At 65.6% G+C, this 26,255-nt stretch carries 23 protein-coding genes; 10 read left to right on the forward strand and 13 right to left on the reverse strand.

From position 1 onward, the window contains the following. Nucleotide 1: 1 nt before the first annotated feature. A complete protein-coding gene (locus QMG52_RS16850) occupies nt 2-775 on the reverse strand; it encodes a DUF6390 family protein (RefSeq protein WP_283561582.1) in 774 nt (257 codons plus the stop codon). A gap of 266 nt (nt 776-1,041) precedes the next feature. Between QMG52_RS16850 and QMG52_RS16855 the strand changes: the two genes are divergently transcribed. The 3 genes from QMG52_RS16855 (at nt 1,042) to QMG52_RS16865 (ending at nt 4,058) form a co-directional block, all read left to right on the forward strand. Further along, on the forward strand, nt 1,042-2,190 hold the full coding sequence (locus tag QMG52_RS16855) for an ABC transporter substrate-binding protein (RefSeq protein WP_283561583.1): 1,149 nt from the start codon (nt 1,042-1,044) through the stop codon (nt 2,188-2,190). Between the two features lie 70 nt (nt 2,191-2,260). Then, nucleotides 2,261-3,256, forward strand: a complete 996-nt coding sequence (locus QMG52_RS16860) for a FecCD family ABC transporter permease (RefSeq protein ID WP_283561584.1) — start codon at nt 2,261-2,263, stop codon at nt 3,254-3,256. Further along, nucleotides 3,249-4,058, forward strand: a complete 810-nt coding sequence (locus QMG52_RS16865; protein WP_283561585.1) for an ABC transporter ATP-binding protein — start codon at nt 3,249-3,251, stop codon at nt 4,056-4,058. Before QMG52_RS16860 ends, QMG52_RS16865 begins: the two co-directional genes overlap by 8 nt. Before the next feature lie 91 nt (nt 4,059-4,149). On the opposite strand, the gene QMG52_RS16870 is transcribed toward QMG52_RS16865, so the two are convergent. After that, nucleotides 4,150-5,601 carry a cation:dicarboxylate symporter family transporter gene (locus QMG52_RS16870; protein WP_283561586.1) on the reverse strand — a complete coding sequence of 484 codons (1,452 nt, stop codon included), beginning with the start codon at nt 5,599-5,601 and terminating at the stop codon, nt 4,150-4,152. Between the two features lie 215 nt (nt 5,602-5,816). Here QMG52_RS16870 and QMG52_RS16875 point away from each other — a divergent pair, with 215 nt between their 5' ends. Then, on the forward strand, nt 5,817-7,676 hold the full coding sequence (locus tag QMG52_RS16875; protein WP_283561587.1) for a sensor histidine kinase: 1,860 nt from the start codon (nt 5,817-5,819) through the stop codon (nt 7,674-7,676). Then, nucleotides 7,673-8,380 carry a response regulator gene (locus tag QMG52_RS16880; RefSeq protein WP_283561588.1) on the forward strand — a complete coding sequence of 236 codons (708 nt, stop codon included), beginning with the start codon at nt 7,673-7,675 and terminating at the stop codon, nt 8,378-8,380. The genes QMG52_RS16875 and QMG52_RS16880 overlap by 4 nt, the downstream gene beginning before the upstream one ends. A 392-nt stretch (nt 8,381-8,772) precedes the next feature. Here QMG52_RS16880 and QMG52_RS16885 read toward each other — a convergent pair whose 3' ends face one another. Then, the gene (locus QMG52_RS16885; protein WP_283561589.1) at nt 8,773-10,683 is read right to left on the reverse strand and encodes an AMP-binding protein; all 1,911 of its coding nucleotides are present in this window, start codon (nt 10,681-10,683) and stop codon (nt 8,773-8,775) included. 262 nt (nt 10,684-10,945) lie between these two features. Between QMG52_RS16885 and QMG52_RS16890 the strand changes: the two genes are divergently transcribed. From QMG52_RS16890 to QMG52_RS16910, 5 genes are all read left to right on the forward strand, one after another. Further along, the gene (locus tag QMG52_RS16890) at nt 10,946-11,584 is read left to right on the forward strand and encodes a GntR family transcriptional regulator (RefSeq protein ID WP_283561590.1); all 639 of its coding nucleotides are present in this window, start codon (nt 10,946-10,948) and stop codon (nt 11,582-11,584) included. Nucleotides 11,585-11,627: 43 nt separating this feature from the next. Beyond that, nucleotides 11,628-13,175, forward strand: a complete 1,548-nt coding sequence (locus QMG52_RS16895) for an MmgE/PrpD family protein (protein ID WP_283561591.1) — start codon at nt 11,628-11,630, stop codon at nt 13,173-13,175. Then, nucleotides 13,175-14,080, forward strand: coding sequence for a methylisocitrate lyase (prpB, locus tag QMG52_RS16900; RefSeq protein WP_283561592.1), 906 nt, complete (start codon nt 13,175-13,177; stop codon nt 14,078-14,080). The genes QMG52_RS16895 and prpB overlap by 1 nt, the downstream gene beginning before the upstream one ends. A gap of 8 nt (nt 14,081-14,088) precedes the next feature. Beyond that, complete coding sequence (locus tag QMG52_RS16905; protein WP_283561593.1) at nt 14,089-15,234, forward strand: bifunctional 2-methylcitrate synthase/citrate synthase; 1,146 nt, start codon at nt 14,089-14,091, stop codon at nt 15,232-15,234. A 139-nt stretch (nt 15,235-15,373) separates the two neighbouring features. Further along, on the forward strand, nt 15,374-15,706 hold the full coding sequence (locus tag QMG52_RS16910) for a cupin domain-containing protein (RefSeq protein WP_283561594.1): 333 nt from the start codon (nt 15,374-15,376) through the stop codon (nt 15,704-15,706). Between the two features lie 105 nt (nt 15,707-15,811). On the opposite strand, the gene QMG52_RS16915 is transcribed toward QMG52_RS16910, so the two are convergent. The 10 genes from QMG52_RS16915 to QMG52_RS16960 form a co-directional block, all read right to left on the reverse strand. Continuing rightward, complete coding sequence (locus tag QMG52_RS16915; protein ID WP_283561595.1) at nt 15,812-16,297, reverse strand: 8-oxo-dGTP diphosphatase; 486 nt, start codon at nt 16,295-16,297, stop codon at nt 15,812-15,814. A gap of 51 nt (nt 16,298-16,348) precedes the next feature. Then, entirely contained in the window at nt 16,349-17,419 is a 1,071-nt protein-coding gene (xerD, locus tag QMG52_RS16920; RefSeq protein ID WP_502920557.1) for a site-specific tyrosine recombinase XerD, read from the reverse strand. Then, on the reverse strand, nt 17,389-18,096 hold the full coding sequence (locus QMG52_RS16925) for an NUDIX domain-containing protein (RefSeq protein ID WP_283561606.1): 708 nt from the start codon (nt 18,094-18,096) through the stop codon (nt 17,389-17,391). Before QMG52_RS16925 ends, xerD begins: the two co-directional genes overlap by 31 nt. 6 nt (nt 18,097-18,102) lie before the next feature. Then, nucleotides 18,103-19,809 (reverse strand): CTP synthase, encoded by a 1,707-nt coding sequence (pyrG, locus tag QMG52_RS16930; RefSeq protein WP_283561597.1) that lies wholly within the window; start codon nt 19,807-19,809, stop codon nt 18,103-18,105. Nucleotides 19,810-19,894: 85 nt separating this feature from the next. Beyond that, nucleotides 19,895-21,637 carry a DNA repair protein RecN gene (gene recN, locus QMG52_RS16935; RefSeq protein ID WP_283561598.1) on the reverse strand — a complete coding sequence of 581 codons (1,743 nt, stop codon included), beginning with the start codon at nt 21,635-21,637 and terminating at the stop codon, nt 19,895-19,897. Next, the gene (locus QMG52_RS16940) at nt 21,634-22,689 is read right to left on the reverse strand and encodes an NAD kinase (RefSeq protein WP_283561599.1); all 1,056 of its coding nucleotides are present in this window, start codon (nt 22,687-22,689) and stop codon (nt 21,634-21,636) included. Before QMG52_RS16940 ends, recN begins: the two co-directional genes overlap by 4 nt. A gap of 17 nt (nt 22,690-22,706) precedes the next feature. After that, nucleotides 22,707-23,528 carry a TlyA family RNA methyltransferase gene (locus tag QMG52_RS16945; protein ID WP_283561600.1) on the reverse strand — a complete coding sequence of 274 codons (822 nt, stop codon included), beginning with the start codon at nt 23,526-23,528 and terminating at the stop codon, nt 22,707-22,709. Between the two features lie 2 nt (nt 23,529-23,530). Then, nucleotides 23,531-23,845 (reverse strand): hypothetical protein, encoded by a 315-nt coding sequence (locus tag QMG52_RS16950; protein WP_283561601.1) that lies wholly within the window; start codon nt 23,843-23,845, stop codon nt 23,531-23,533. 4 nt (nt 23,846-23,849) lie between these two features. Beyond that, nucleotides 23,850-24,848: an HAD-IIA family hydrolase gene (locus tag QMG52_RS16955; protein ID WP_283561602.1), complete on the reverse strand. Its 999-nt coding sequence runs from the start codon at nt 24,846-24,848 to the stop codon at nt 23,850-23,852. Further along, on the reverse strand, nt 24,841-26,255 hold a 1,415-nt coding region (locus tag QMG52_RS16960), incomplete at its 5' end, for a tetratricopeptide repeat protein (RefSeq protein ID WP_283561603.1). The genes QMG52_RS16955 and QMG52_RS16960, both read right to left, overlap by 8 nt.

Below are 26,255 nucleotides of genomic sequence, written 5' to 3' on the forward strand. Positions count from 1 at the left end.
GTTAGCGTTCCAGCGCTACGGCAGTGCCGCGGTGTTCGACGCCGACGTTGGCTATCTTCAAGTGCCTGGTTGTAAAGTGCTGCAGCCGCTGCAGCTGCAGGGGTGTGAGACGGTCGCACACCCAATCCCAATGCAGCGATACCGCGTCACCCACGGCAAGATCGGCCACAAAGCCTGCCCCCGCGACGGCGTGCTTGGCCGTCTCCACGATTGCCGGGCCAAGACTTAGCACCGCTCCGTCCCAGACCAGGGGCTGCGAGCGCACCACAGCCTCATCCGCGGTCACGGCCAGCACTTCACCCCAGCGGATGCGGCACTGGTCCAGCACATTCAGCGCCGTCGGGTATCTGCGGTCGTCGCGGAGCAGCCCGAGCCACGGATATATCTCGAAGACATGGAAGCTGTGGTGCGGAACCCCGCCGGCGAGTACTCCCTCGACCAGATGCGGGAACTGCATTCCCGTCCGCGCGCGGAAGCGGTCCTCCATCGAGTTGCCGATATTCGTCACGCCGACGGTGTCCAGCAGTCTGTTGCCCACCCAATAGGCCTCCACCACCCGGTAATCGAGCGGATCGGCGATTTTGGTGGCCCCGGCAATCAGCTCAAGATACGGCCATGCGCCGGCGAAGCCTTTTGCCAGCTCCTTAAGTCCGCGGTCCGTCACCCCGGATTGACCGTAATGCAGCAGTGCGTCGCTGTCTTCCGGGCCGCAGCTGCCCCGCGAATTGGGCGGATAGGCGTAACGGACAAACAACTGGGCACCGTTAATAACCATGATTCGGCCTCGTTCAGCAAAAGGTAATTTTGACGCTAGCACCACCCACCGCCGGCTACAAGGACCAGGATTTGGCCCCTCGCAGCAGGTGACGTCCCGGCATTAATTCCCGGCGCCGGACGTTCGCTGCACTGGCTGCCCCAAGCCACTGGGACAGGACACCGGCAGGCCGACGCTATCATTGACAGCCCTGTCGTTCGGGCGGATGCTGTGAGCAATTGAAAAAATGCATACTTTGCTGATCTTTACCGTAAGGAGGCCAGCCCGTGAGCAGTCCTGACATGAGCCGTCGCTCGGCTCTGTCCACCATTTTGGTCGCCGGCGGTGCGGCGGCCCTCGCCTCCTGCGGGCAACCAAAAACGGAACCTGCCGACACGCCGCGCGCCGCCGTCAGCGCCCAGCAGCCGATCGTTGTAACTGACCAGCGCGGTAAGACGCTGACCTTCGACAAACCTGTCACCCTGGTCGTGACGATTCCCATGCCCGCCGCCTCGCTGCTCGTCGCCGTCGACCAAAGCGCAGCCCATCTGGCCGCCATGCACAACGCCTCCTGGCTCGCCATGCGCGACGGCATTATGGGCAAGCTGTTCCCCGACGCCCTGAAGATCCCACACGACGTCGCCGCCAATGACTTCACCCCCAACGTGGAGAGCATCCGGGCGCTGAATCCGGACGTCGTGGTGCAGTGGAGCGATTCGCAGTTCACGGAACCGCTCGAAAACGCGGGGCTGAAGGTCCTGGGTCTGACCAATACGGGCAAGCAGGAGGACGTGGATGCCTGGACTGCGATGTTTGCCGCGATGCTGGGCAAACCGGACCGCGCCGCGCAAATCAAGGCCCGCAGCGACCGGACGCGGACGAATATCATGGCGCTGACCGCCAGCCGTTCCCGAAAGGGACCGAGCATCCTCTATTTCAATCGGTTTACCGGCGGCCTCAAGGTGGCGGGAAATGCCAGCTACAACGACTTCTATATCAAGCTGGTGGGCGGAACGAATCCCGCGTCCGGCGACCAGGGTGCCAAGGGTTCCGGCATGGTCGGGGTGGACGTAGAACAGGTCCTGGCGTGGGACCCGGAGGTCCTCCTGCTGGGCAATTTCGACGACGCCTTGCCCGCTGACATCACCTCGGACCCGGTTTGGAAGGACGTCTCAGCGGTGCGCGATCGACGCGTCTACAAAGTCCCCCTGGGCGGTTACCGCTGGGACCCTCCCGGGCAGGAATCGCCGCTGATGTGGCGCTGGCTGGCGGACATCGCTTTCCCGGACCAGACGGTCTCTCCACTGCGCAGCACGATCGTGGACGACTACAAGTTCCTCTACGGCCGTGAGCCAAGCTCTGCGGACATCGACACTATGCTGTGGACGTCGGTGAACGGTCAGTCAGCCAACTACCGGCAGTTCAATGGCGCATGAGGTCCGGGAGCACCGGCGGGTGGGGCCAGGGAACCCCCGACGTTTCCGCTCTCCGAAAGCCTTCGGCCCGGTGACGGGCACCGCCGTCCTGTTGCTCGGCTTTGCTTTACTGGCCTTGGCCATGGGCCGTTACACCGTCCCGTTCTGGCACGTGGTGCAGGCACTCCTCTCCCATGTGCTGCCGTTGGACAGCTCCGCGACCAGTTCCGAGGCAAGTGTGGTGCTGCTGGTACGCCTCCCCCGGGTCATGCTGGCGCTGCTGGTCGGCGGCGGTCTCGCAATCGGCGGCGCGGCGCTGCAGGCCATCTTCCGCAATCCCTTGGTGAGCCCGGAAATCATCGGGGTATCGGCTGGCGCTTCCTTCGGCGGAGCCATCGCGCTGCTCGTCGGCGCCGGCGCCATCATGCTGGTCAGCGGCTCTTTTCTCTTCGGCCTGGTGGCGCTGGGACTGTTGTTCCTGATCACTTCCGGACGGGGCGGGACGCCGATGCTGCTGATCGTCCTCGGCGGCGTGGTGGTGGGATCATTTTTTTCCGCACTTGTCTCGCTCATAACCTACCTCGCCGACCCGTTCAGCACGCTGCCCGCGATCGTCTTCTGGCTGCTGGGCAGCGTTGCTACCGCCAGCTATGCCAAGGTGCTGATCGCCGTCGTACCAATCCTTGCCGGCACCTCGGCGCTGCTCGCCCTTCGGTGGCGAATTAACGTACTCTCCCTGGGCGATGAGGACGCTGCCGCACTGGGGCTTCGGCCACGCACGCTGAGGTGGGTGGTGCTGATCTCGGTGGCCCTGATCGTGGCCGGCGCGGTGGCCGTCAGCGGCGTCATCAGCTGGGTGGGGCTGGTGATTCCACATCTGGCCAGAATGTGGGTGGGGCCGGATCACAGGGTGCTGCTGCCCGTCTCCTTTCTGCTCGGCGGCTCCTACATCGTCGCCGTTGATACCGTCGCCCGCACCATCACCGGCGGCGAAATTCCGCTGGGCGTGCTGACGGCGCTGATCGGCGCCCCCGTCTTCTTCGTGCTGCTGCGGCACAACCGGGACAGGATCTGGGACAGTGCTTGAACTGGACGACGCGGGCTTCTCCTATGGGGGACGGGGCCGTGCCCGCTCCGGTTCCGGCACCGGTGGCCGGGACTGGGTCTTCCGGAACGTGAGTTTCCGGGTGTCCGCCGGATCCGCGACGGCAATTCTCGGGCCCAATGGGAGCGGAAAGACAACGCTGGCACGCTGCGCCGCCGGACTCCTGGCACCCAGTGAAGGCACTGTCCTTCGGGATGACACCGTGGGGTATGTCCCGCAGGCCCACGGCAGCGCCTTCGCCTACCGGGCCCTGGACATGGTGCTGATGGGACGGGCCCGGCAGATCCGCGTGTTCCGCTCACCGGGAACGGCCGACACGCGGGCGGCGCACGAGGCGATGGAACGCGTAGGGATCGGTGTCCTGGCCGAACGGCTCTTCCCAACATTGAGCGGGGGCGAACAACAGTTGGTATTGATCGCCCGGGCCATCGCCGCAGGTTCCCCCACCTTGGTGCTGGATGAGCCCTCGACCGGGCTCGATCTGAAGAACCAGATACAGGTGCTGAGGCTCCTAAGCGCCCTGGTCGCCGACGGCATGGCGCTGCTGCTGAGCAGCCATGATCCGGATCATGCCCTCTTCCTGGCCGACTCGGTGGTGCTTATGGACAAGAACACGGTGCGGACCGGTACGGCGGAAGCACTGCTCAACGCCCGCGAATTATCCACACTGTACGGCGTTTCGGTCAGCACAATCGACTACAACGAGGAAAACGGGGCCGGCCGCCGAACGGTGGTCGCGCACTACGAAAATCCCGTGGGGAAGTCCCGTTCCCGCGATCGATGACGCACTCGGCGCCCATGTCGTCGAGGCGAACAACATGTGCCCCAAGTGCGTCATCGATGGTCGGTATGTCGTCGATGTCAGGGATGGAGGATCAGGCGCGGGTCTTTTCCCATCCGGTACCCGCGGCGTCCCTGATTTGCCCATCCATCGTCGTCAAGGCCCCGTGGTCCGCGCCGCCGGCGCGCCCGTGGTCCGCGCCGCCGTCGTACCCGTGGGAGCCGCCGTCGTCGGCCAACATGGTGGCCTCATCAAAGGGCTCGAGCCGATCCAGCACCCGGTCCACCCGTTCCCGGTCGATTTCCTTCACCCAGGTGCCCATCAGCACGGTGGCGACGGCGTTGCCGGTGAAGTTGGTCAGCGCTCGGGCCTCGGACATGAACCGGTCGATACCGACGATGAACGAGACACCGCCGACCAGGTCCGGCCGGTGCGAGGCGAGCCCGCCGGCCAGCGTGGCCAGCCCGGCACCACTGACACCAGCGGCGCCCTTGGAGGCGATGATCATAAAGACCAGCAGCCCGATCTGCGAACCGAGGTCAAGCGGAGTGCCCATGGCCGAGGCAATGAACAGCGCCGACATGGTCAGGTAGATCGCGGTGCCGTCGAGATTGAAAGAGTAGCCGGTGGGTACGGTGATGCCCACCACCGGCTTGGAAACGCCCAGGTGCTCCATCTTGGCGATCAGCCGCGGCAGAGCCACCTCCGAGGATGAGGTGGAGACAATGAGCAGGTATTCCCGGCCCAGGTAACGCATCAGCTTGAAGATGTTGACGCCGGTGGCCAGCTTAAGGATGCTGCCAAGGATCACCACGATGAAGATGGCGCAGGTCAGGTAGAACGCGCCCATCAGGGACAGCAGGCTCAGGACGGCCTGCCAACCGGTCAGGCCGACGACGGCGGCAATGGCGCCGAAGGCCCCCACCGGGGCCAGCCACATGACCATGATCAGGATCCGGAAGACCAGCTTCTGGATGTGGCCGATCCCCTTGAGGATGGGCTGGCCGGCTTTACCCATTTTCTGCAACGCGAACCCCGCCAGCAGTGCCACCAGGAGTGTCTGCAGGATGTTGTTCCCGGTCAGCGAGGACAGCAGCGAGGTGGGGTTGATGCCGAGCAGGAATTCGGTGTTGCCCGCGCTCTCCGCCGGGGCCTTGTAGACCGCGTCCTGCAGGTGCAGGCCCGCCCCGGGGTGGACAATGTTGCCCACCACCAGCCCGATGGCCAAGGCGAAGGTGGACATGACCATAAAATAGCCCAATGCCAGGCCGCCGACCTTGCCTACCGTCGCCGCCTTGGCAATGGAACCGATGCCCAGCACAATTGTGCAGAAAATAATCGGCGCGATCATCATCTTGATCAAGGCGATGAATCCGTCGCCCAGCGGTTTAAGCTGGGCGGCGAAGCCGTCCTTACCGGGAAACCCCAGTCCGACGACGACGCCAAGAATGACGGCGACGATGACGGCGATGTACAGCCAATGCGTTTTATCCAGCCCTTTGCGGCGGACCGCAGGTGCAGCTGATTTACTCGGCTGAGAGGTCATCGCGCACTCCTTTAGTTAGTCTTGGTGAGCGCGGCTTCCTTACCGCACAATGACCAGCATGCCTTTCGGTGTGCCAGCAATCACCCTTGCGTTCATATTGGTCCCACCCAACCCGTCCCCTCGGTTGTGGGCACGGAGCATTTCAGGCACGGAGCATTTCAGGCACGCAGCATTTCAGGCAGATATGATTTCGGGCACAGAAGAATTCAGCACAGATGAAGGAGCCGGTGGTCTATATCCACGACTGGAGCATTGCGCGCCGGCTGTTTGCCGTCAATGTGCTGTTTGTACTGGCACTGACCGTGTTCGTCACGACAGCGGGTTTCGTCGACGCGCGGGATCAGGCCTACCGCCAAGCCGAGGATCGGATTATGTCCATTGCGGCCACCGTGGCGGACAACCCGCTGGTCCTGACCGCAGCGGCCTCCCCGGATCCGTCCGGGGAACTGCAGCCCTACGCGGTAAAGGTGATGGCGGAGGCGAAAGCGGACTTCGTGACGATTATGGCGCCGGACCGTACCCGTTGGACGCACCCAGATCCTGCGGAAATCGGCCGGCTTTACATCGGCTCGGTTGATCAGGCGCTGGCCGGGCACGCTTATACGGAGGTGACAGCCGGAACGCTTGGCCCCTCGGTGCGTGCCATTGTCCCGGTGAAGGATGGGGCCGGAAATGTCCGGGCCCTCGTCGCCGCCGGCGTGACCGTGACAAATGTCGAGATCGCGTTCACCAGCTCACTGCCCGCCGTCGTCGGTATTGCCCTGGTGCTGCTGCTGGGTGGTTCGCTGGCCGCCTGGCTGCTGGGGCGCTACCTGCGCAAGGTCACGCTCGGTTGGGGGCCGGAGCGGTTGGGGCAGCTGTTTGTCTACTACGAGTCCGTCCTGCATTCGGTCCGCGACGGGCTGGTGCTGACGGACCGCAACGGCGAACTGGTGATGTACAACGATCAGGCGGCAATGCTGCTGGGTATCCCGGTCCCCTCGGAGAACGGACCGGCACCGAAGCTGGCGGAGCTGGATCTGCCGCCCTCGCTGGAGGAGTTGCTGCGCAGCGGGCGCACCGCCAGGGATGAACTGCACCTGACCTCCGACCGCCTGCTGGTGGTCAGCCAGGAGCCGGCGCGCTCCCCGGGATCCGACGCTGAGCCCCTGCCGATAAGGCGGACCAACCCAGGCATGCGGGCCAGCCGGGGCACGCGAACCAACCGGGGCCTGCGGACCAGCCGGGTCAGACGGGCCGACCAGGGTTCCGGCGCGGTGGGCATCGGGACGGTCGCCACGGTGCAGGACCATACCGTCATGGCGGAGCTGGGCGACGAGCTCCGGTCGACGCAGACGCTGACGGACGCCCTCCGCGCCCAGACCCACGAACATTCCAACCGGATCCACACGCTGGTGTCCCTGCTGGAGCTGGGCCGCACGGGTCAGGCACTGGAGTTCGCCACCGCCGACCTGCAGTTGAGCCAGCGGCTCGCCGACGAGGTTCTGAATGCGGCGGATGAGCCGGTGCTCAGCGCGCTGCTCATGGGCAAGATCGCACAGGCCAGCGAGCGCGGGATCGAGCTGCGGATCAGCACCGAAACACGGACACAGTTCTCCGGCCTCCGCGCGCACGACGCAGTCACGATTCTGGGGAACCTGCTGGACAATGCCATGGATGCCGCGGCCGACGGCGCCGAACCACGATGGGTGGCTCTACACCTTGGTCCGACCGCGGACGGGCTGGAGCTGGAAGTCTCCGACAGCGGGCCTGGCTTGGATGCGGCACAGGCCGCCAGCGTTCTCGCCAAAGGTTTCAGCACGAAGCATTCGGGCGGAGCAGGCCGCGGGATCGGGCTGGCGCTGGTCCGCCAGACCGTCCAACGGCTGGGCGGCCGGCTGATTATCGGGCCGCGCGGGAACGGGCCGCAGGTGGAAGGATCACCTGCAGCAGGAAACAGCGGGGCCGTTTTCACCGTCCTTCTGCCCGCGGATACTACCGGTACGGAATCCGGCACCGGATCCGGCACCGGTCCCGGCACCGGTCCCGGCACCGAACAGCCCGCCGGACAACCAGATGCCAGGGAGCAGCCGTGAACACTGAACCTCCGCCGATCCGAGTCCTCGTGGTCGAGGATGAACCGATTGCCGCCGATGCGCACGCCGTCTATCTGCAGCGGATCGGCGGTTTTTCGCTCGCCGGCACTGCCGCTGACGGGCAGTCCGCGCTGCGTGCTCTGCAGCAGGCCGCCGAAGCCGGTCAACCGATCGATCTGATTCTGCTGGATATGAATCTTCCGGACCTGCACGGGCTCGACATCGCCCGGTGCATCCGGTCCGGCGGTCTTGCGGTGGATATCATCGCCATCACCGCCGTTCGGGACCTGAAGGTGGTCCGGGCAGCCATTTCCAGCGGTGTAGTGCAGTACCTGATCAAGCCCTTCACCTACGCGATGTTCGCGGAAAAGCTCGCCAACTACCGCGACTTCCGACAGCAGCTGGCTTCCCCCACCGCGCGTGCCTCGCAAAACGACGTCGATCTGGCATTGGCCAGTCTGCGCGCGCCCACCGCGGCACCACTGCCCAAACGGCTGTCCGAAAGCACGCTGACCGCCGTCGTCGTCCTGCTCAAATCTCATGCCGGCCCTATCTCGGCGTCCGAGGTCATGGATCGGCTGGGGATCTCGCGCGTCACCGCGCGGCGCTACCTGGAGTACCTGGCGGACCAGCAGACCGTGCGCCGGACCGCACGCTATGGGACTCCGGGCAGGCCGGAAAATGAATATCTCTGGCGGGGCTAACTGACTGGCTAGCTGACGTAGACTATGATTTTTCCGCGCGGGTGGCCCTCCATGCTGAGCCGGTAAGCGTCCGCCGTCTGCTCCAGCCTGCAGGTCTTCCCCGGAAGGACGCACCCATATCCAGGCCCCGCCGTGCTGCTCCGCTTCCGGGCTTAAACTCCGGTGCGTCCGGACCGGCCGATTCCACCACTCCGGAGACGTCCCAGCCAGTGATGACGGGGAACTCAATGTCCACCATGGCATCCAGCCCAATGGCTCTCATATTGGGCCCAACCCGGCCGTCCCGGCGCTTATTCCGTCGGGCCGGTCACGTTCGTTTACCGGCCGCGTGATATTTATTCCGGCCGGTTCGGTTACCGGGCCGAGGGCGGACAAGTCCAGGTCTGGTCGGATCAGGGCAGTTCCGCCGGACGCAGAATGGGTAACAGTGCGTCAAGGACGCTGGCATCCTCGATCGTCGATGGGACCGCATACTCGTCACCGTCCGCGATCTGGCGCATCGTCTTGCGCAGAATCTTCCCCGACCGCGTCTTGGGCAGGGATTCAACCACCACGGCCTGTTTGAAATCCGCGACGGGACCGATTTGGCGGCGGACCAGCGCGATCAGCTCCTTCACCAGCTGCTCCTGGTCCATCTCGACGCCGGATTTCAACACCACGTAAGCGCTGGCGCGCTGGCCTTTAAGGACGTCGGCCAGCCCGATCACGGCGCATTCGGCCACCGCGGGGTGCCGCGCCAGAACCTGTTCAATGGCGCCGGTGGAGAGCCGGTGGCCGGCCACGTTGATCACGTCATCGGTGCGGCCCATCACGAAGACGTATCCGTCGTCATCAACGTAACCGGAATCACCCGTGGTGTAGTACCCGGGGAAAGCGCGCAGATAGGAGGAGACGTAGCGTTCGTCGCTGCCCCACAACGTCATCAGGGTGCCGGGCGGCAGCGGCAGGCCGAGCACAATATTCCCCTCCGTACCTGGGGGTACCGGATCCCCCAGGCCGTCGACGATGCGCAGATCAAAGCCCGGCATTGGGAACGACGGCGACCCGGCCTTGATCGGCAGCGGTTCGAGCCCGCGCGGATTGCCGCAGATAGCCCAGCCCGTCTCGGTCTGCCACCAGTGATCCACCACCGGAACGTTGAGCACCCGTTCGGCCCAGTGATAGGTATCCGGATCCAGCCGCTCCCCCGCCGCAAAAAGCATCGTCAGGGAGGACATGTCGTAGGTGGCCAGCTCGGCGGCGTCCGGATCCACCTTGCGGATGGCCCGCAGGGCGGTGGGCGCTGTGAAGAGCACCCGGACCCGGTGGTCGCTGACCACGCGCCAGAAGGCACCGGCGTCGGGGGTTCCGACAGGTTTCCCCTCATAAAGCACGGTGGTGGCACCGGCGAGCAGTGGTCCGTAGACGATGTAGGAGTGACCGACCACCCAGCCCACATCCGAGGCGGTCCACATCACGTCACCGGGATGGATGTTGTACAGATTGGTCATGGTCCACATCAACGCCGTCGCGTGCCCGCCGTTGTCCCGAACCACTCCCTTGGGCGCACCTGTGGTTCCCGAGGTGTAGAGGATATACAGCGGATCCGAGGCAGCCACGGGCACCGGATCCGTGCGCCCCGCGCCGCGCACTTCAACGTCCCAGTCGAGCCAGGTCCCGTAGTCCGTCCCGGGGTCTCCCGCGGCGGCCTCGAAGCCGTCCCGTGCCTTGACGATCACCGGCGTGCCGGCGGCGTCCGCCAGCCGCAGGGCCTCGGCCACGGCCGGCAGGTACTCAATTTTACGGTTCGGTTCCAGCCCTCCGGATGCGGTCACGACGGCGGAAGGCTGAGCGTCCGCGATGCGCGCCGCCAGCTCGGCGGCGGCGAATCCACCAAACACCACGGAATGCACCGCTCCCAGGCGGGCGGTGGCGAGCATGGCTATCACCGCTTCCGGGATCATCGGCATATAAATGACAACGCGGTCGCCTTTGCCGACCCCCTGCGAGCGCAGCACGGAGGCAAAACGCGCCACCAGATCCGTCAGTTCCGCGTAACTATAGCGCCGTTGGATGCCCAGCATGGCCGAATCGTAGATCAGCGCGTCCTGTTCACCGCGACCGGCCAGCAGATGGCGGTCCAAGGCATTAAACGAAGTATTCAGCTGCGCGTCCGGAAACCATTTGGTGATGGGCGCAGCGGCGGCGTCCAGCGCGCGCGACGGCTCGGTATACCAGTCCACGGCCTGGGCGGCCTCCAGCCAGAACCCCTCCGGATCGCGCAGACTGCGCTGATAAACGGCCCGGTAATTCTCTGCAGCCATGTCAATCCTCCCATTCACGATGCTGTGATGTCAGTCATACTAGCCGCACCGAGTGGCGCAAAACAAGAGTTATGTATACAACCATGGCAACTGTTTGGAAGCTACCCCGGGATGTTGCCACTTTGCACCGGTCTTTGTATACACTTGATCACAGAAGCTCAATCCGCAGCCGAGCAGTGGCTGACCCAAAGGGCGAGCCGAGCAGGGCGGCCGAACAGGCAAGCCGGGCAGGCAGCGGAGCAGAACCAAGCAAGGAGGCAGCATGCGGGCCAGCGACCGGGCCTACGCCGCACTACGCGGCGACATCGTCGAATGGCGGCTCCCGCCCGGATCCGTCCTGGCAGAGGTCGAGCAGTCCGAGCGGCTGGGCGTTTCCCGCACACCCCTGCGCGAGGCTCTGGCCAGGCTCACCGCGGAAGGCTTGACCGCGGCGCAACGCGGCCGGGGCGTGGTGGTCACCGATATTTCCATGGACCACGTGCGCGAGCTGTTCGAGCTCCGGGCAACGCTGGAGTGCCGTGCCGTCGAACTCGCTTCCGTGCGCGGCGACCGCGAGGTGTTCCGGCAGTTGCACCGGGAACTCAGCGGCGCGCCCGGGTTGCTGACCAATGCGGATCCGTCCCGCGCCGCCTACTACGAGTTGGTCGGGCGCCTCGATGCCGCGATCGACGCCGCGATCGGCAACAGCTACCTGGCCCAGGCGCTCAAGAGCCTCCGCGTGCACCTGGTCCGGGTCCGTCGCCTTTCCCAGGACAATCCGGGCCGGCTGCTGGAAGCCGCCCGGGAGCACGCGACCATTGCGCATGCGATCGCCAGGGGAAACGCCGCGGTCGCCAGTGCCGCCACCACCGTCCATCTGGACAACAGCCTGGACCATCTGCTTTCCACCAACACCAATTAACAACCACCAGTCGGCCGGCATACGGCAAACCCGAGAGGAAACCATGGTGCTCACCCATCACGTCCGTGTTTACAAGAGCGAGGAAAACCTGCCCCGGGAGGACCAGCTCGCGTACAAGATTGCCAAGGTGGCGGCCGACCCGGTCGCCGTCACGGCGGAGGTCACCGACATGGTGATTAACCGCATCATTGACAACGCCTCGGTCGCCATCGCTTCCTTGAACCGTGGTCCCATTGTCGCGGCCCGGGCACAGGCCCTGACCCATGGCCCGAGCGCAAGCGGCAAGGGTTCGTGCATCTACGGTATTCCGGACCGGGTCTCCCCCGAGTGGGCGGCCTGGGCCAACGGCGTGGCCGTTCGAGAGCTGGACTATCACGACACCTTCCTGGCCGCCGAATACTCCCACCCGGGCGATAACATCCCGCCCATCCTTGCGGTGGGTCAGCACGTGGGGAGCACCGGCGCGGACCTGATCCGCGGCATTGCCACCGGATATGAGATCCAGGTGGACCTGGTCAAGGCCATTTGCCTGCACAAACATAAGATCGATCATGTGGCCCACCTCGGGCCGTCCGCGGCCGCGGGCATCGGCACGCTGCTGGGTCTGGACGCTGAAACGATCTTCCAGGCGGTGGGCCAGGCACTGCACACGACGACGGCGACGCGCCAGTCGCGCAAGGGCGAGATTTCCACGTGGAAGGCCCACGCACCGGCATTTGCCGGCAAGATGGCCGTCGAGGCGGTGGACCGCGCGATGCGCGGGCAGACCTCCCCCACGCCGATCTATGAGGGCGAAGACGGCGTCATCGCCTGGCTGCTGGACGGACCGGACGCCTCCTACGAGGTTCCACTGCCGGCCGATGGCGAGGCAAAGCGGGCAATTCTGGACACCTACACCAAGGAGCATTCCGCCGAATACCAGGCGCAGGCGTGGATTGACCTGGCCCGCAAGCTCCATCGTGAGCACCCCGAACTGGTGGACCCGGCGAACGTCCCCAGCCTTGTGCAAAAAATTGTGATCCACACCAGCCACCACACCCACTTCGTGATCGGCTCGGGCGCCAACGACCCGCAAAAATACGACCCGACCGCTTCCCGCGAGACCCTTGACCACTCCATCCCGTACATCTTCACTGTCGCTCTCCAGGACGGCGACTGGCACCACGTGGACTCCTATGCGCCCGAGCGCGCCGGGCGGCCGGACACGGTGGAACTTTGGCACAAGGTCAGCACTCAGGAAGATGCGGAATGGACCCGCCGCTACCACTCCTTGGATCCGCAGGAAAAGGCGTTCGGCGGCCGGGTGGAAATCACCCTCACGGACGGCCGCACCATCACGGACCAGATCGCCGTCGCCGACGCCCATCCGCTGGGCGCACGGCCGTTTGCCCGGGAACAGTACATCAACAAACTCCGGACGCTGGCCGCCGGGGACAGCGGCCAACGGCTCGTGGACGAGGACGAAATCAGCCGTTTCCTGAACACCGTCCAGCGGCTGCCGGAACTGGGCGCCGGTGAACTGGACGGCCTGAACATCCAGGCCGCGGCCGGTGTCGTCAACCTGGCGAACGCACGGAAGGGACTCTTCTAATGCTGTATTCCTCCACCACACCCGAGCACAAGCGCGTGGCGTTCCGGGCCGGGCTGGCCTCCGGCACGCTGCAGCAGTACCCCGGAGCATTTAACCCGCTCTCCGCGCGGCTGATCCAGGAAAAGGGCTTCGACGGCGTCTACATTTCCGGTGCCGTCCTCGCCAATGATCTGGGCCTGCCGGATATCGGACTGACCACCCTCACCGAGGTCGCCGTCCGCGCGGGACAGATCGCCCGGATGACGGACCTTCCCTGCATGGTCGACGCCGACACCGGATTCGGCGAGCCGATGAACGTGGCCCGAAGCGTCCAAGAGCTCGAAAACGCAGGCCTGGCCGGCTGCCACATCGAGGATCAGTTCAATCCCAAGCGCTGCGGCCACCTGGACGGCAAAAACGTCGTCGATCTGGAGACGGCCACCAAGCGGATCCGGGCCGCGGCGGACGCCCGCCGCGACTCGAACTTTCTGATCATGGCCCGGACGGACGTCCGCGCCGCGGACGGGCTGCGGGCTGCCCAGGACCGGGCCAAAGCCCTGGTGGAGGCCGGGGCGGACGCCATTTTCCCCGAAGCCATGCAGGACCTCTCCGAGTTCGCCGCCATCCGGGACGCGGTGGACGTGCCCATCCTGGCGAACATGACGGAGTTCGGCAAGAGTGAGCTGTTCACTTCGGAGCAGTTGGCCGCCGTGGGCGTCAACATGATCATCTACCCGGTGACTCTGCTGCGCAGCGCCATGGGCGCGGCGGAACGGACGCTGGACGCCATCAAGACCGATGGTACGCAGCAATCCGCTGTGGAGGCCATGCTCACGCGTGCACGTTTGTACGAATTGGTGGATTATGAGTCCTACAATCATTTCGACACCTCCGTCTTCAACTTCCAGGTCCCCGGCAAGCATTAAGGAGCGTCATGACACAAACACCTGAAGCCACGAAAATCCACAAGGGCCTGGCCGGCGTCGTCGTTGACACGACCAGGATTTCCCAGGTCAATGCGGACACCAACTCGCTGCTCTACCGCGGCTACCCGGTGCAGCAGTTGGCCGCCAAATGCAGCTTTGAGCAGGTGGCCTATCTGCTGTGGAACGGTGAACTGCCGACCGCGGACGAGCTGGCTGACTTCGAATCGAGGGAGCGCGCGGACCGTGCCCTGGCGGACAACGTCAAGGCGGCCGTCGACCTGCTGCCGGTCAGCGCCCATCCAATGGACATCTGCCGGACAGCGGCCAGCGTCATGGGAGCCAACCACCCACTGTCGGAGGACTCCTCGAAGGAAGCCAACCTGAAGAAGTCCCTGGACCTCTTCGCCGCGATGCCCGCCGTCGTCGCCTATGACCAACGCCGCCGACGCGGTCTTGAGGCCGTCCCGGCGCGGGACGATCTGAGCTACAGCGCCAACTTCCTGTATATGACGTTCGGCGAGGAAGCGGCGCCGGAGGTGGTGGACGCCTTCAACGTCTCGATGATCCTGTATGCGGAACACTCCTTCAACGCCTCCACCTTCACCGCCCGGGTCATCACCTCCACGCTGGCGGACCTGCATTCTGCCGTCACCGGGGCCATCGGTGCGCTGAAGGGCCCGCTGCACGGCGGCGCCAACGAGGCCGTGATGCACACGTTCGAGGAGATCATCAAAGCCGCCGACGGTGATGACGTGGCCGGATCGGTAAAGACCTGGCTGGACGACGCGCTGGCGGACAAGAAGAAGATCATGGGCTTCGGCCACCGGGTCTACAAGAACGGGGACTCCCGCGTTCCCACCATGAAGGCCGCCATGGACAAGATGGTCGCCCACTACAACCGCCCCGACCTGGGCGAACTGTACAAAGGTCTGGAATCCGCCATGACCCAGGCCAAAAACATCAAGCCGAATCTGGATTACCCCGCTGGACCCACCTACCACCTGATGGGTTTTGACACTCAGATGTTCACCCCGCTGTTCGTGGCCAGCCGTATTACCGGTTGGACCGCGCACATCATGGAACAGCTGGAAGCCAACTCGCTGATCCGCCCACTCAGCCTGTACGACGGCGTCGACGAACGCCAAGTGCCATAGGGTCTGGACCGCGGGGCTGCCGGCTCCCATTGTCCGGACCCACGCGGTCTGAGTCAACCACACAGTTTGAGTCAACCACACAGTCTGAATCAACCACACAGGCCGGGAAGATACGGTACTGGAAGAGATGGAGCGCCGCATGGAAAAATCATCGCTGAAGGCCCTGGACCGAGAGCTGCTGAGCAAGGCTCAATCGTCCACCAACGGGCGCAGTGCGAAGACGGTGTACGGCGGCCATGAACACGTGCTGCGCCAAACGGTGATCGCGTTGGCTGCCGGACAGCAGCTCGACGAGCATGAAAACCCTGGCGAAGCCACCGTCTATGTCCTTAGTGGCCGCGTGGTGCTCTCCTCCGGCGACACCTCGTGGGAGGGCTCACCGGGTGATCTGCTGATTGTCCCCCAGGCCCGGCACTCCCTGCGTGCCATGGAAGCGGGATCCGTGCTGCTGACCGTGGCCAAAACCGGCTGATGATTGGGCACCGCTCACTTATGACGGCGATCCCCGCCGATGACGCTGCGCCCCACGTCATGGACGAGGGATCGCCGTCATAGTTCGGCTGCGGCGCGGCGGGGGTCAGACCATCGACTGGGATACATATTCGGCCACGGTTTCGTTGTCGGTGTGAAGGACGACCCGAACCGCGAGCCGCTCCCCGGCGAGCATGGGCGGTAGCCACCGGCTGGCGTCGGCCCACATCAGCTCATGCGGCAGGTTCCGCACAGGATGCCATTGGGGTGCTATTTCCGAGCTTTCCGCCGGCTCACCCTGCCATCGGGTGGCGAGGAACACCGTGGTGCACATGTCCCACTCCGGCTGCGACGGGAAGACAAAATCCACCGTCCCGGCCGACAGCAGATCGGATTCTTCCACCCGGACATGAACTTCTTCTGCCACCTCACGGCAGACCGCTCGTGCAGCGCTTTCCCCCGCCTCCAGATGGCCACCAATGCCGACGATCTTGCCGGTGCCGAACCCGGTTTTTTTCAACCCCAGCAGTACTTCCTGTCGCCCATGCGTATCACGGAGCAGGAAACACAGTGTTACCTCGGCAGCAGTCATGATCCCAGCCTACGTCCGGAGCGCGCATCCCCCCGCCCGGACCCGGCGGCCTCAGCCCAGGGCGCGCGGATGCGCAGCGGCATAGACCTCACGCAGCGTTTCCGCGGTGACCAGCGTGTAGACCTGCGTCGTGGTCACGGAGGCGTGGCCCAACAGCTCTTGGACAACCCGCACGTCGGCGCCCCCTTCCAGCAGGTGCGTGGCGAAGGAATGCCGCAGCGTGTGCGGAGAGACGTCCGCGCCGATCTCCGCTTTCCCGGCGGCCGCCTTCAAAATGGTCCAGGCGCTTTGCCTGCTGATGCGGCCGCCCCTGGCGTTGAGGAACAGGGCGGGGTTGCCCTTGCCCTTCGCCGCCAGCAGTGGCCGGCCGCGGACGAGGTAAGCCTGGACCGCCCGCGCTCCATAGGAGCCCAGCGGCACCACGCGTTCCTTGGAACCCTTTCCGAAGAGCCGGACGACGGCGGGACCGCCGGTCCCGCCGCTGGCCGGCGATGCGCTGGTTTCGACCGCAACATCGTCCACATCCAGTCCCACCGCCTCGCTGATCCGGGCCCCGGTGGAGTAGAGGAATTCGAGCAGGGCGCGGTCGCGCAGCCCTGTGGCGGTGTCTGCGCCGACGGCCTCCAGCAATCGGGTGACCTCATCCACGCTGATCGCCTTCGGCAGCCGTCGTCCGGCCATCGGCGGGTGCACATCGGCGGCGGGATCCGTCGTCGTCATGCCTTCCAGCGCCCAGAATTTGTGCAGCCCGCGGACGGCGACGATGGTACGCGCAGCGGACCGGACACCCAATGGCGTGGATCCGTCCGACCCGTCCGCGATGGCCCGGGCGAAACCGGTGACGTGATGCCGGGTAATGTCCGCCGGTGCCTGCACTCCGGATACCGCGAGGAACTGCTGATACCGGTCCAGATCGCGCCGGTACGCGCTCATCGTGTTGGCTGCCAGCCCACGCTCCACCCCCACATGCTGCAGGTATTCGATCACGGCCCGGTTCAGACCCACAGAGGTGCTTCCGGCCCCGGTCTTTTCGTCATGCGCTGAGGTGGAACGGGAACTGCCAGGGGGCCGGCTGGCCGCCGAGGGATTCACTATCCCCGCTGGCCGGGGTGCGCCGGCCACGGCGCATCGGCGGGACGCAGAGACGCAAAGCCGTCAGCCCGCGCTGCTGCGGCAGCCAGAATACCGACGACGGCGGACGGGTTATGGAGCGATCCGTCCAGCACGGCCGCAACGGCCTCTTCCAACTCAACCCAGGCGAAGGCAATTTCGGCTTCCTCCTCGGTGCGTGTGTGGCGCTGGTCGGTGGGGACCTCGGACAAGCCCCGTGCCAGATAGATCCGGATGGCCTCGCTGGACGAGCCTGGCGAGTTGAAGACATCGGCCAGCACCAGCCACTGCGACGCCATCAGGTCCGCTTCCTCGGCCAGCTCCCGTGCCGCAGTCGCGACGGGGTCTTCGCCGTCGACGTCGAGCAGGCCGGCCGGAATCTCCCACAGCGTCATCCCCACCGGGTGCCGGTACTGGCTGATCATCAGCACCTGCCCGGCGTCATTCATCACCAGCACGGCAACCGCCCCTGGATGGGTGATGTAATCCCGCGTCAGCGGCTTGCCGACGTCGGATTCTGCGCCGTCGACAACTGCGCCGTCGGTCAGAATGAAGGTATCGCTGACCACATCCCAGATCCGGCCCCGGTACACCGTCTCCGAAGACACCAGGGAGCGGGGGCTGGGCAGATCTGCGATTTTCTCACCATTGTCCCGGGTCCCTGCCAGTGCCCCGTCCGGGCTCACCATCACGGCTCAGACCTCGAGCAGCCGGGTGGACCGCTGGCGCTCCAGTGCGGCCGCCACCAGTCCCGCGAACAGCGGATGCGGGCGGGTGGGACGTGAACTCAGTTCCGGGTGCGCCTGGGTGGCCACGTAGTAGGGATGGACGTCGCGGGGCAATTCAACAAACTCCACCAGCTTCCCGTCAGGCGATGTACCGGAGAACACAAGCCCCTTGGCGGCGATCTGCTCCCGGTATTTGTTGTTCACCTCGTAGCGGTGGCGGTGGCGCTCGCTGACGGTGGTCTTGCCGTAGGTTTCCGCGATGACTGAACCGTCATCCAGCTTCGCTTCGTAGAGACCCAGACGCATGGTTCCACCCAGATCGCCCTTGCCGTCCACGATGTCCAGCTGCTCTTCCATCGTGGCAATGACCGGATATTTGGAATCCGGTTCGAATTCGCTGGACGACGCACCATCCAGCCCGACGACATTGCGGGCGTATTCGATCACCATGCACTGCAGGCCAAGGCACAAGCCCAGGGTGGGAAGCTGCTTTTCGCGGGCAAAGGTGAGCGCCCCTAGCTTGCCTTCAAGCCCGCGGATACCAAAGCCGCCCGGTACACAGACGGCGTCGACGCCGTCGAGGGCCTTGGCCGCTCCCGCTTCGGTGGCGCATTCATCCGAGGGCACCCAGCGGATTTTCACCCGGGTCTGGTTCGCAAAGCCGCCGGCACGCAGGGCCTCGGTGACGGACAGGTAGGCATCCGGGAGGTCGATGTACTTTCCGACCAAGGCGACCTCGACATCGTGCGCGGGGTTGTGGACCGCTTCCAGCAGGGTGTCCCACTTGGTCCAGTCAACGTCTTTGAACGGCAGGTCCAGTGCACGGACGATGTAGGAATCCAGACCCTGCGCGTGGAGGGTCTTGGGGATGTCGTAGATGCTGGGGGCATCCGGGCAGCCGATGACGGCGTCGACGTCAACATCGCAGGCGCGGCCGATCTTCTCCCGCATGGAATCGGGCAGTTCACGGTCCGAGCGCAGGATGATCGCGTCCGGCTGGATGCCCAGGGACCGCAGCGCGGCCACGGAATGTTGGGTGGGTTTGGTCTTCAATTCCTGGGACGGCCCGATGTACGGCACCAGCGAGACGTGCAGGAAAAAAACATTGTTCCGGCCAACGTCCTGGCGGACCTGGCGCGCTGATTCGAGGAACGGCTGGGATTCGATGTCGCCGACCGTCCCGCCGATCTCCGTGATGATGACGTCCGGCGGGGTCTTGGCCTCCGCAGCCAGGCGCATCCGGCGTTTGATCTCGTCGGTGATGTGCGGGATGACCTGGACCGTGTCACCGAGGTATTCGCCGCGGCGCTCCCTGGCGATGACGGTCGAGTAGATCTGCCCGGTGGTCACGTTAGCGGAGCCTTCGAGGCTTTCGTCGAGGAACCGCTCGTAATGGCCGATGTCCAGATCAGTCTCGGCACCGTCATCGGTGACGAATACCTCGCCGTGCTGGAAGGGATTCATTGTGCCCGGATCGACGTTGAGGTAGGGATCCAGCTTCTGCATCGCGACGGAAAGCCCGCGCGCCCTCAACAGATGACCGAGGCTTGAGGCCGACAGCCCCTTCCCCAAAGAAGACGCCACGCCGCCGGTGACGAAGATATGTTTGGTCGTCTTGGACTGACCACTGAACCGGGAATTTGATCGATGCACCACGGAATTCGAGCCTAGCACCTTTGCGTCGGGGGCGGGTCGGACTGGTCCATATTGTCCGTCTGCGGTTGTGCCGTTGCGCACCTGACACGGTCACCTGACGCCCTCACCGGCCGCTGCGCGCCTCATCGAGCAGCTCCCGGGCATGTGCCTGGGCCGTCGCGGAGTCCTCCTGGCCGGCCAGCATGCGCGCCAGCTCCCGAACCCGTCCGCCGTCGTCGAGCAGGGTCACGTCGCTGGAAGTGAACCCGCCCCCGGAGGTCTTGGTGACACGGATATGCTGGTCCGCGAACGCGGCCACCTGGGGCAGATGGGTGACGACCAGCACCTGCACATGCCTGGCCAGCATGGCCAGCCGGCGACCGATCTCCACCGCAGCCTTTCCGCCCACGCCGGCATCCACCTCGTCAAAGACGAAGGTGGGGACCGGATCCACGGCCGCAAGCACCACTTCAATGGCCAACATCACGCGGGAGAGCTCACCGCCGGAGGCACCCTTGCCCAGCGCCCGGGGCGCCGCTCCGGCATGGGGCTGCAGCAAAAAGACGATCTCATCCGCGCCATTGATGCCCGGTGCGGAAGCAGTGGAGATGTCGATCACGAGTTTCGCATCGGGCATGGCAAGGGCCGTCAGTTCCGCACTGACCCGGCGGGACAGTTCGGTGCCGGCCTTGGTCCGGGACGTGGTGAGCCGGGCGGAGAGCACCGCGAGCTGCGCCGCCGCGGCCGCCACCTCCGCCTCCAGGGCTTCGATGCGGCCCGAATCGTCCTGCAGCTCGTCCAACCGGACCCTCGAAGCCTGGGCCCAGGACAGCACCTCGTCCACCGACGGCGCGTATTTGCGCACCAGCACGGCGAGGACACCCCGGCGGTCTTCCACCTCGGCAAGGCGCCCGGGCCCATCCGAATCCAGAGACGTCGAGTAACCGGCAAGGTCGCGTGCAATGTCGGCCAGGACGATCCCCGCCTCCGTAAGGCGGGCGGCTGCGGAGCCGAGTTCCTCGTCATGGTCGGCGACGTTTTCGAGCAGCCGTTTGGCAGTATCAACAAGGGTGGTTGCGTCGGCGTCAACGCCGAAGTCCTCCGAGATCAACGCTTCACGGGCCTGTTGCGAGGCCAGCCGCAGCTCCTCGAGATTTGATAATTTAATGGATTCCGCCTTAAGCGCGTCATCCTCGCCAACCTGCGGATCCACCTGATCGATCTCCGTCAGGGCCTGTCGAAGCGCCTCGGCCTCCTGGAGCCGTTCCCGGCCATTGTGCCGCAGTTCATCCAGGTCCGTTTGTGCGTGCTGCCAGCGCCTGTACAGCGCCCGGTACTGCTCCAGTCCGGCGGCAAAAGTCTGCTGGAAATCCCCGGCAAACCGGTCCAATGCCTCGCGCTGGGCGGTGCTGCTCTTGAGCCGGATCTGATCCGACTGGCCGTGCACCGCCACCAGCTGCTCACCGAGCTCGGCGAGCACTCCAACAGGCGCGGACCGGCCGCCGACGTGGGCCCGGCTGCGGCCGTCTGCGCCGACGGTGCGCGCCAGCAACAGCCCGGCGAACGGTCCGCCGCCGCCGTCGAACTCGCCGCCGTCGAACTCGTCAATCTCGCCGCCGGCCTCCAGCGCCCGTGCCAGGGCCCGGTGTCCGCTTGGCAGCCGGACGGACGCCTCGGCGGAGGCGGACTTGGCACCGGTCCGCACCGCTCCGGCGTCTGAACGGGCACCCAGGAGCAGCCCGACGGCGGTGACCACCATGGTCTTGCCGGCACCGGTTTCACCGCTGACGACACTCAGACCGGGGCCCAAGGTGAGCGTTGCTTCGGCAATAACGCCCAGATCCCTGATTCGGATTTCTTCGATCATGGCGTGTTGGGGGCCCTTCGGCCGGACGGGGCGGGCCAGGCCTGGTCGGTGGCTGAAGGGTCTTTGCGGGCTGGTGGCACCGCCACGGGTGCCATGGGTTTGGGGCTGCGGACAATTGGAATCTGCGACGTCCGCGCGGCAGCTTCCTCGCCGGCGCGCCCGCGCCAGCCTTCAATGGGCAGCTCAAACTTGCGCACCAGGCGAGCAGAAAAGGGTGTCTGATGCGTGCGTGCCAGCCGCACCGGATGGTCCGATTTGGTGACTTCGATACGCGATCCAGGCGGCAGGTCAACGGTCCGCCGGCCATCGCACCACATCACTCCGTGTGCTTCGGTGCGGGTGAGCACCTCCACCGCCAGCTGTGACTTGGGCGAAACCACCAGCGGTTTGGCGAACAGCGCGTGCGCGCTGATGGGAACCATCAGCAGGGCCTCCACCTCCGGCCAGACCACCGGGCCGCCGGCGGAAAATGCGTACGCCGTCGATCCGGTCGGGGTGGCCATCACGATGCCGTCGCAGCCGAAGGAACTCAGCGGACGGCCATCCACCTCTGTCACCACCTCGATCATCCGCTCACGGTTTCCTTTTTCGATGGCCACTTCATTGAGCGCCCAGGTCTGCAGGATTTTCCGGCCCTGCGCCCACACCGTCACATCAATGGTCATCCGTTCCTCAACGGTGTAGTCGCGGCGGACCACCCAGTCCACGGTCTGCGCCAGGTCCGCCCGTTCGCTCTCGGCCAGAAAGCCCACGTGTCCAAGGTTAACGCCCAGCAGCGGCACGTCCAGACCGCGGACCTCTTCGGCGGCACGGAGAATGGTGCCGTCCCCGCCGAGGACCATAACCAGCTCAATGGCCGCCAGGGTGACGTCAACATCCAGGATTTCCATCGGCACACCGGTAAAGCCCAGATGCGCGGACATATCCGCGAGTTCGTTCCGTGACATCACCGGGATCAGCCCGGAGGCCTGCAGCTGGAGGCATACCTCCAGAGCAGCTGCCATCGCTTCCTCGCGCCCGGTATGGGCCAGGATCAACACTCGCCTGCTCATGTGGCTCCGCTTTCCGGTCAGCTGTTCGTCGTTGGGGCCCAAATTTCCGCCAGCAGCCGCTGTACGCTCGCCTGCTGCTCCTCGATCTTAGGCATTGCGCAGGCCTGCGTGCGGACAACCCACAGGAAATATTCCACATTGCCATCCTGCCCGGGCAACGGGCTGACCGCCAAACCGCGCAGTTCAAGTCCGGCCGCCACCGCGGCCGCGGCGACCTGGCTGACGGCCCGGCACCGTTCGTGTTCGGAGCCCACCACTCCGGTCCGACTCAGACGCTGCCGACCCACCTCGAACTGCGGCTTCACCATCAGCAGCAGGTCCGCGCCCGGTTGGGTGGCCAGGGCAAGCGGAACCATCACCAGGGTGAGCGAGATGAAGGACAGATCGCAGACCGTCAGTTCCACGGCACCGCCGATATCGGATTCCTGCAGGTAACGGATATTCAGCCCCTCGTGCACCTCCACCCGCCGATCCGCCCGGAGTGCCGGCGCGAGCTGGCCGTGCCCCACGTCCACGGCGACCACCCGGGATGCTGCACGGCGCAGCAGCACATCCGTGAACCCGCCCGTGGATGCTCCCGCATCCAGGCATCGTTTGCCGGCCACCACGATGTCCGGGAAGGCATCCAGCGCACCGGCAAGCTTGTGGCCGGCCCTGGAGACGTAATCTGGGCCGCCGCTGCCGGCCACCGCCAGCTCCCGGTCGGGATCAATCTGCCGGGCGGCCTTCACCAACACCGTGCCGCCGGAACTGACCTGGCCCGCGGCGATTAAAGCCGCAGCATGGGTCCGTGACCGCGCCAGCGCGCGCCGCACCAGCTCCTGATCCAGGCGTGCCACCGCTATGCCCCGGCGCCGGCGGCCGTGGTGCCGGCGGGCTCCGCGTCCAGCTCCCGTTTCAAATCATCGTGCAGGGCGCTGTACCGCGCGGCGTGGTCGGCAGTCGGCATCCGGTGCAGATCCGGCAGCCCTGCCATGACCGCGTCCACGGCGGCGTCCGACGTCGTCGGAATGACCTCCGGCCAGATCAGCTCCGGCCGCGCGGGCCCCGAACCGATGACCGAAGGCGCGGCAAGGAATGCTGCAACCGACGCGGGCGCCGCCGCTTCGGCCGCACCCAGGTCATGCGAACTCACGTCGGGATGCCGATCTGCCATGGTTTTAGTCTAGTGACCCGCCGTGCCAGCGCAGTTCGGGGGCCCGGGCCACGGCCGCGTCGGGTACGGCATCCCACCACGCAGCGCAGGCGCTGCGCCAGCTGTCGACGTCGTCCTTGTCACCGGAGACGCTGACGGTACCGTCGGCCACGGACGCCGTGGATTTGCCGCAGCTGAAGATTCCGTTGCTGCCGGTGACGTCCGGGTACGGTTCGAAGAGCTCAGCCAGGGTGCGCAGCAGAAAGCGGGGTCGCTCGGCTGTCCGGGCAGCCAGCACTGTCTCGGTGGTGTCCACACCCGTCAGCACGACGGCGGTTGCCATTTTCGCGTTGTTGCCACCCAGGATGTCCGTATCCAGCCGATCGCCGACCACCAGCGGCCGCGACGATCCGAGCCGTTCGGCGGCAGCATGGAACAGCACCGCTTCCGGCTTGCCCGCCACCAGCGGTTCCTTCCCCGTGGCCGCCCGGACGGCCGCCACCAACGCACCGTTCCCGGGCGCAATGCCACGGGCCTGCGGGATGGTCATATCGGTGTTGGTGGCCACCCATGCTGCACCATTTTCAATGGCATAGGCGGCTTCGGCCAACTCTTTCCAGCTCAGCGTCGGTTCAAAGCCCTGAATCACGACGGCGGCGCCGTCGTCGGCCGAGCGGACGGGCACCATCCCCACCAGCTCCACTTCGCGGGCCAGTGCATCGCTGCCGGTGATCAGCACCTTGGAACCGGCCGGGAACTTATCGGCCAGCAACCGGGCACCCGCCTGCGCCGAACTGACCACCTGATGGTCCTCGGCAGGCGCACCGAGCCCGCGCAGATGCGCGGCGACGTCAGCTGGCGTACGGGACGCATTGTTGGTCACGTATGCCAGCTCGACACCGAAGCCGGCCAGACGCTGCAGCGCCTCGACGGCGCCCGGAATCGCGTGTGGCCCGGTGTAAACGACTCCGTCCAGATCGGACAACACCGAATCGAAGGCGGTGACCAGTGCCTGCTCAGTCATGCCGGGCACCGCCTTCGGCCGCGGACCTGTTGTCCTCGGTGTCTTCCAGCGCTGCGCCGTTGTCAGTACTACTGCCAGTGCTGTTGTCACTGTCCTCCGCGAGGTCGTGCCCACTGCCGTCCTGCGCCTCGTCCGGGTCCGCGCTAAACTCATCCGACTCGGCGTCGTCGGAATCGAAATAATCCGATTCGGCGTCATCGATGTTGTCCACTGCTGCAGCGTCGACCGTGGAGGTTGCGGCCTCGTCGGCAGAAACCGCTTCAACGAGCGGAGCGGACGCACGCTTCACCGGCGCCGTCGGCTTCCGAACGATCGCTTCGCCGTCGGCGTTGAACATGGACGTGTCCTGCCTCTTCTTTGGCTTACCCTCATCCTCCTCTTCTTCAGCGAGGTCAACGATGAATGGATCCGCGTCCTCGCCGATACCCAGGGCCGACTCCGCCTTGACAGCCTGCCGGCGCCAGGTGGCGGCCTCGGCGCTGCGGCCAGCGGCCTCCAGCGCGTCCGAGTAGGCACGGAAAAGCCGGGGACTAAAAGAGAATGCCCGGTTCATGTCCAGCTGCGCGATTTCCAGGGCGGCCACGGCTGCCTCCCGCTCCCCCAGATCGGCCCGCGCACCGGAAGCCACGATTGCCAGCTCAACCCTGCCGGCGGTGTCCAGAGTCTCTGCGTCCTCGGAACGGATCAGGTCCAAGGCCCGGTCCGGACGACCCATCCCGCGTTCACAGTCGGCCATCACGGGAAGATGCTCATTGGACCCGCTGATCCTGCGGTAGGTACGGAACTCTCGCAGGGCTTCACCGTAGTGGCCGGCCGCATAGGCAGTCAGGCCGACGGCCTCGCGGACGGCAGCCAAGCGACCGCCACGGCGGCTTGCTGCCAGGGCATGCTGGAAGGACAGCTCGGGGTCGACGTCCATCAGCCGGCCCGCCATCACCAGGTGTCGGGAGACCCATTCGGCGCTATTTTCCTCCAGGGTACGCAGCTGCGCCCGCGTCACCTTGTCCAGCTCAGTGCCCGTCACATCGTCATCTATCTGCGGGGACCGCTCCCGGTCGGGGCGGTTGGCGCTGCGCAGATCGCGTGCGTTGTGAGTAGCGCCCGGACGGTCCTCGCGTGAACCGTGGTCGCCTCGGGCGGCTCCGTCACCGCGGGGCTGCCATTCCTTGCGCGGCGCGGCGCGGTCGTTGTAGGGACGGTTGTTCGCGGGCCGGTCGCTGCGCGGAGCACGATCCCCGTAAGGCTTCCGCTCACCCTCGCGGGCCGGACGGTCAGTGAAAGGCCGGTCGCTGCGCGGAGCACGATCCCCGTAAGGCTTCCGCTCACCCTCGCGGGCCGGACGGTCAGTGAAAGGCCGGTCGCTGCGCGGAGCACGATCCCCGTAAGGCTTCCGCTCACCCTCGCGGG

Source organism: Paenarthrobacter sp. PH39-S1 (assembly GCF_030063245.1).
In the GTDB taxonomy this organism is placed as follows: domain Bacteria; phylum Actinomycetota; class Actinomycetes; order Actinomycetales; family Micrococcaceae; genus Arthrobacter_M.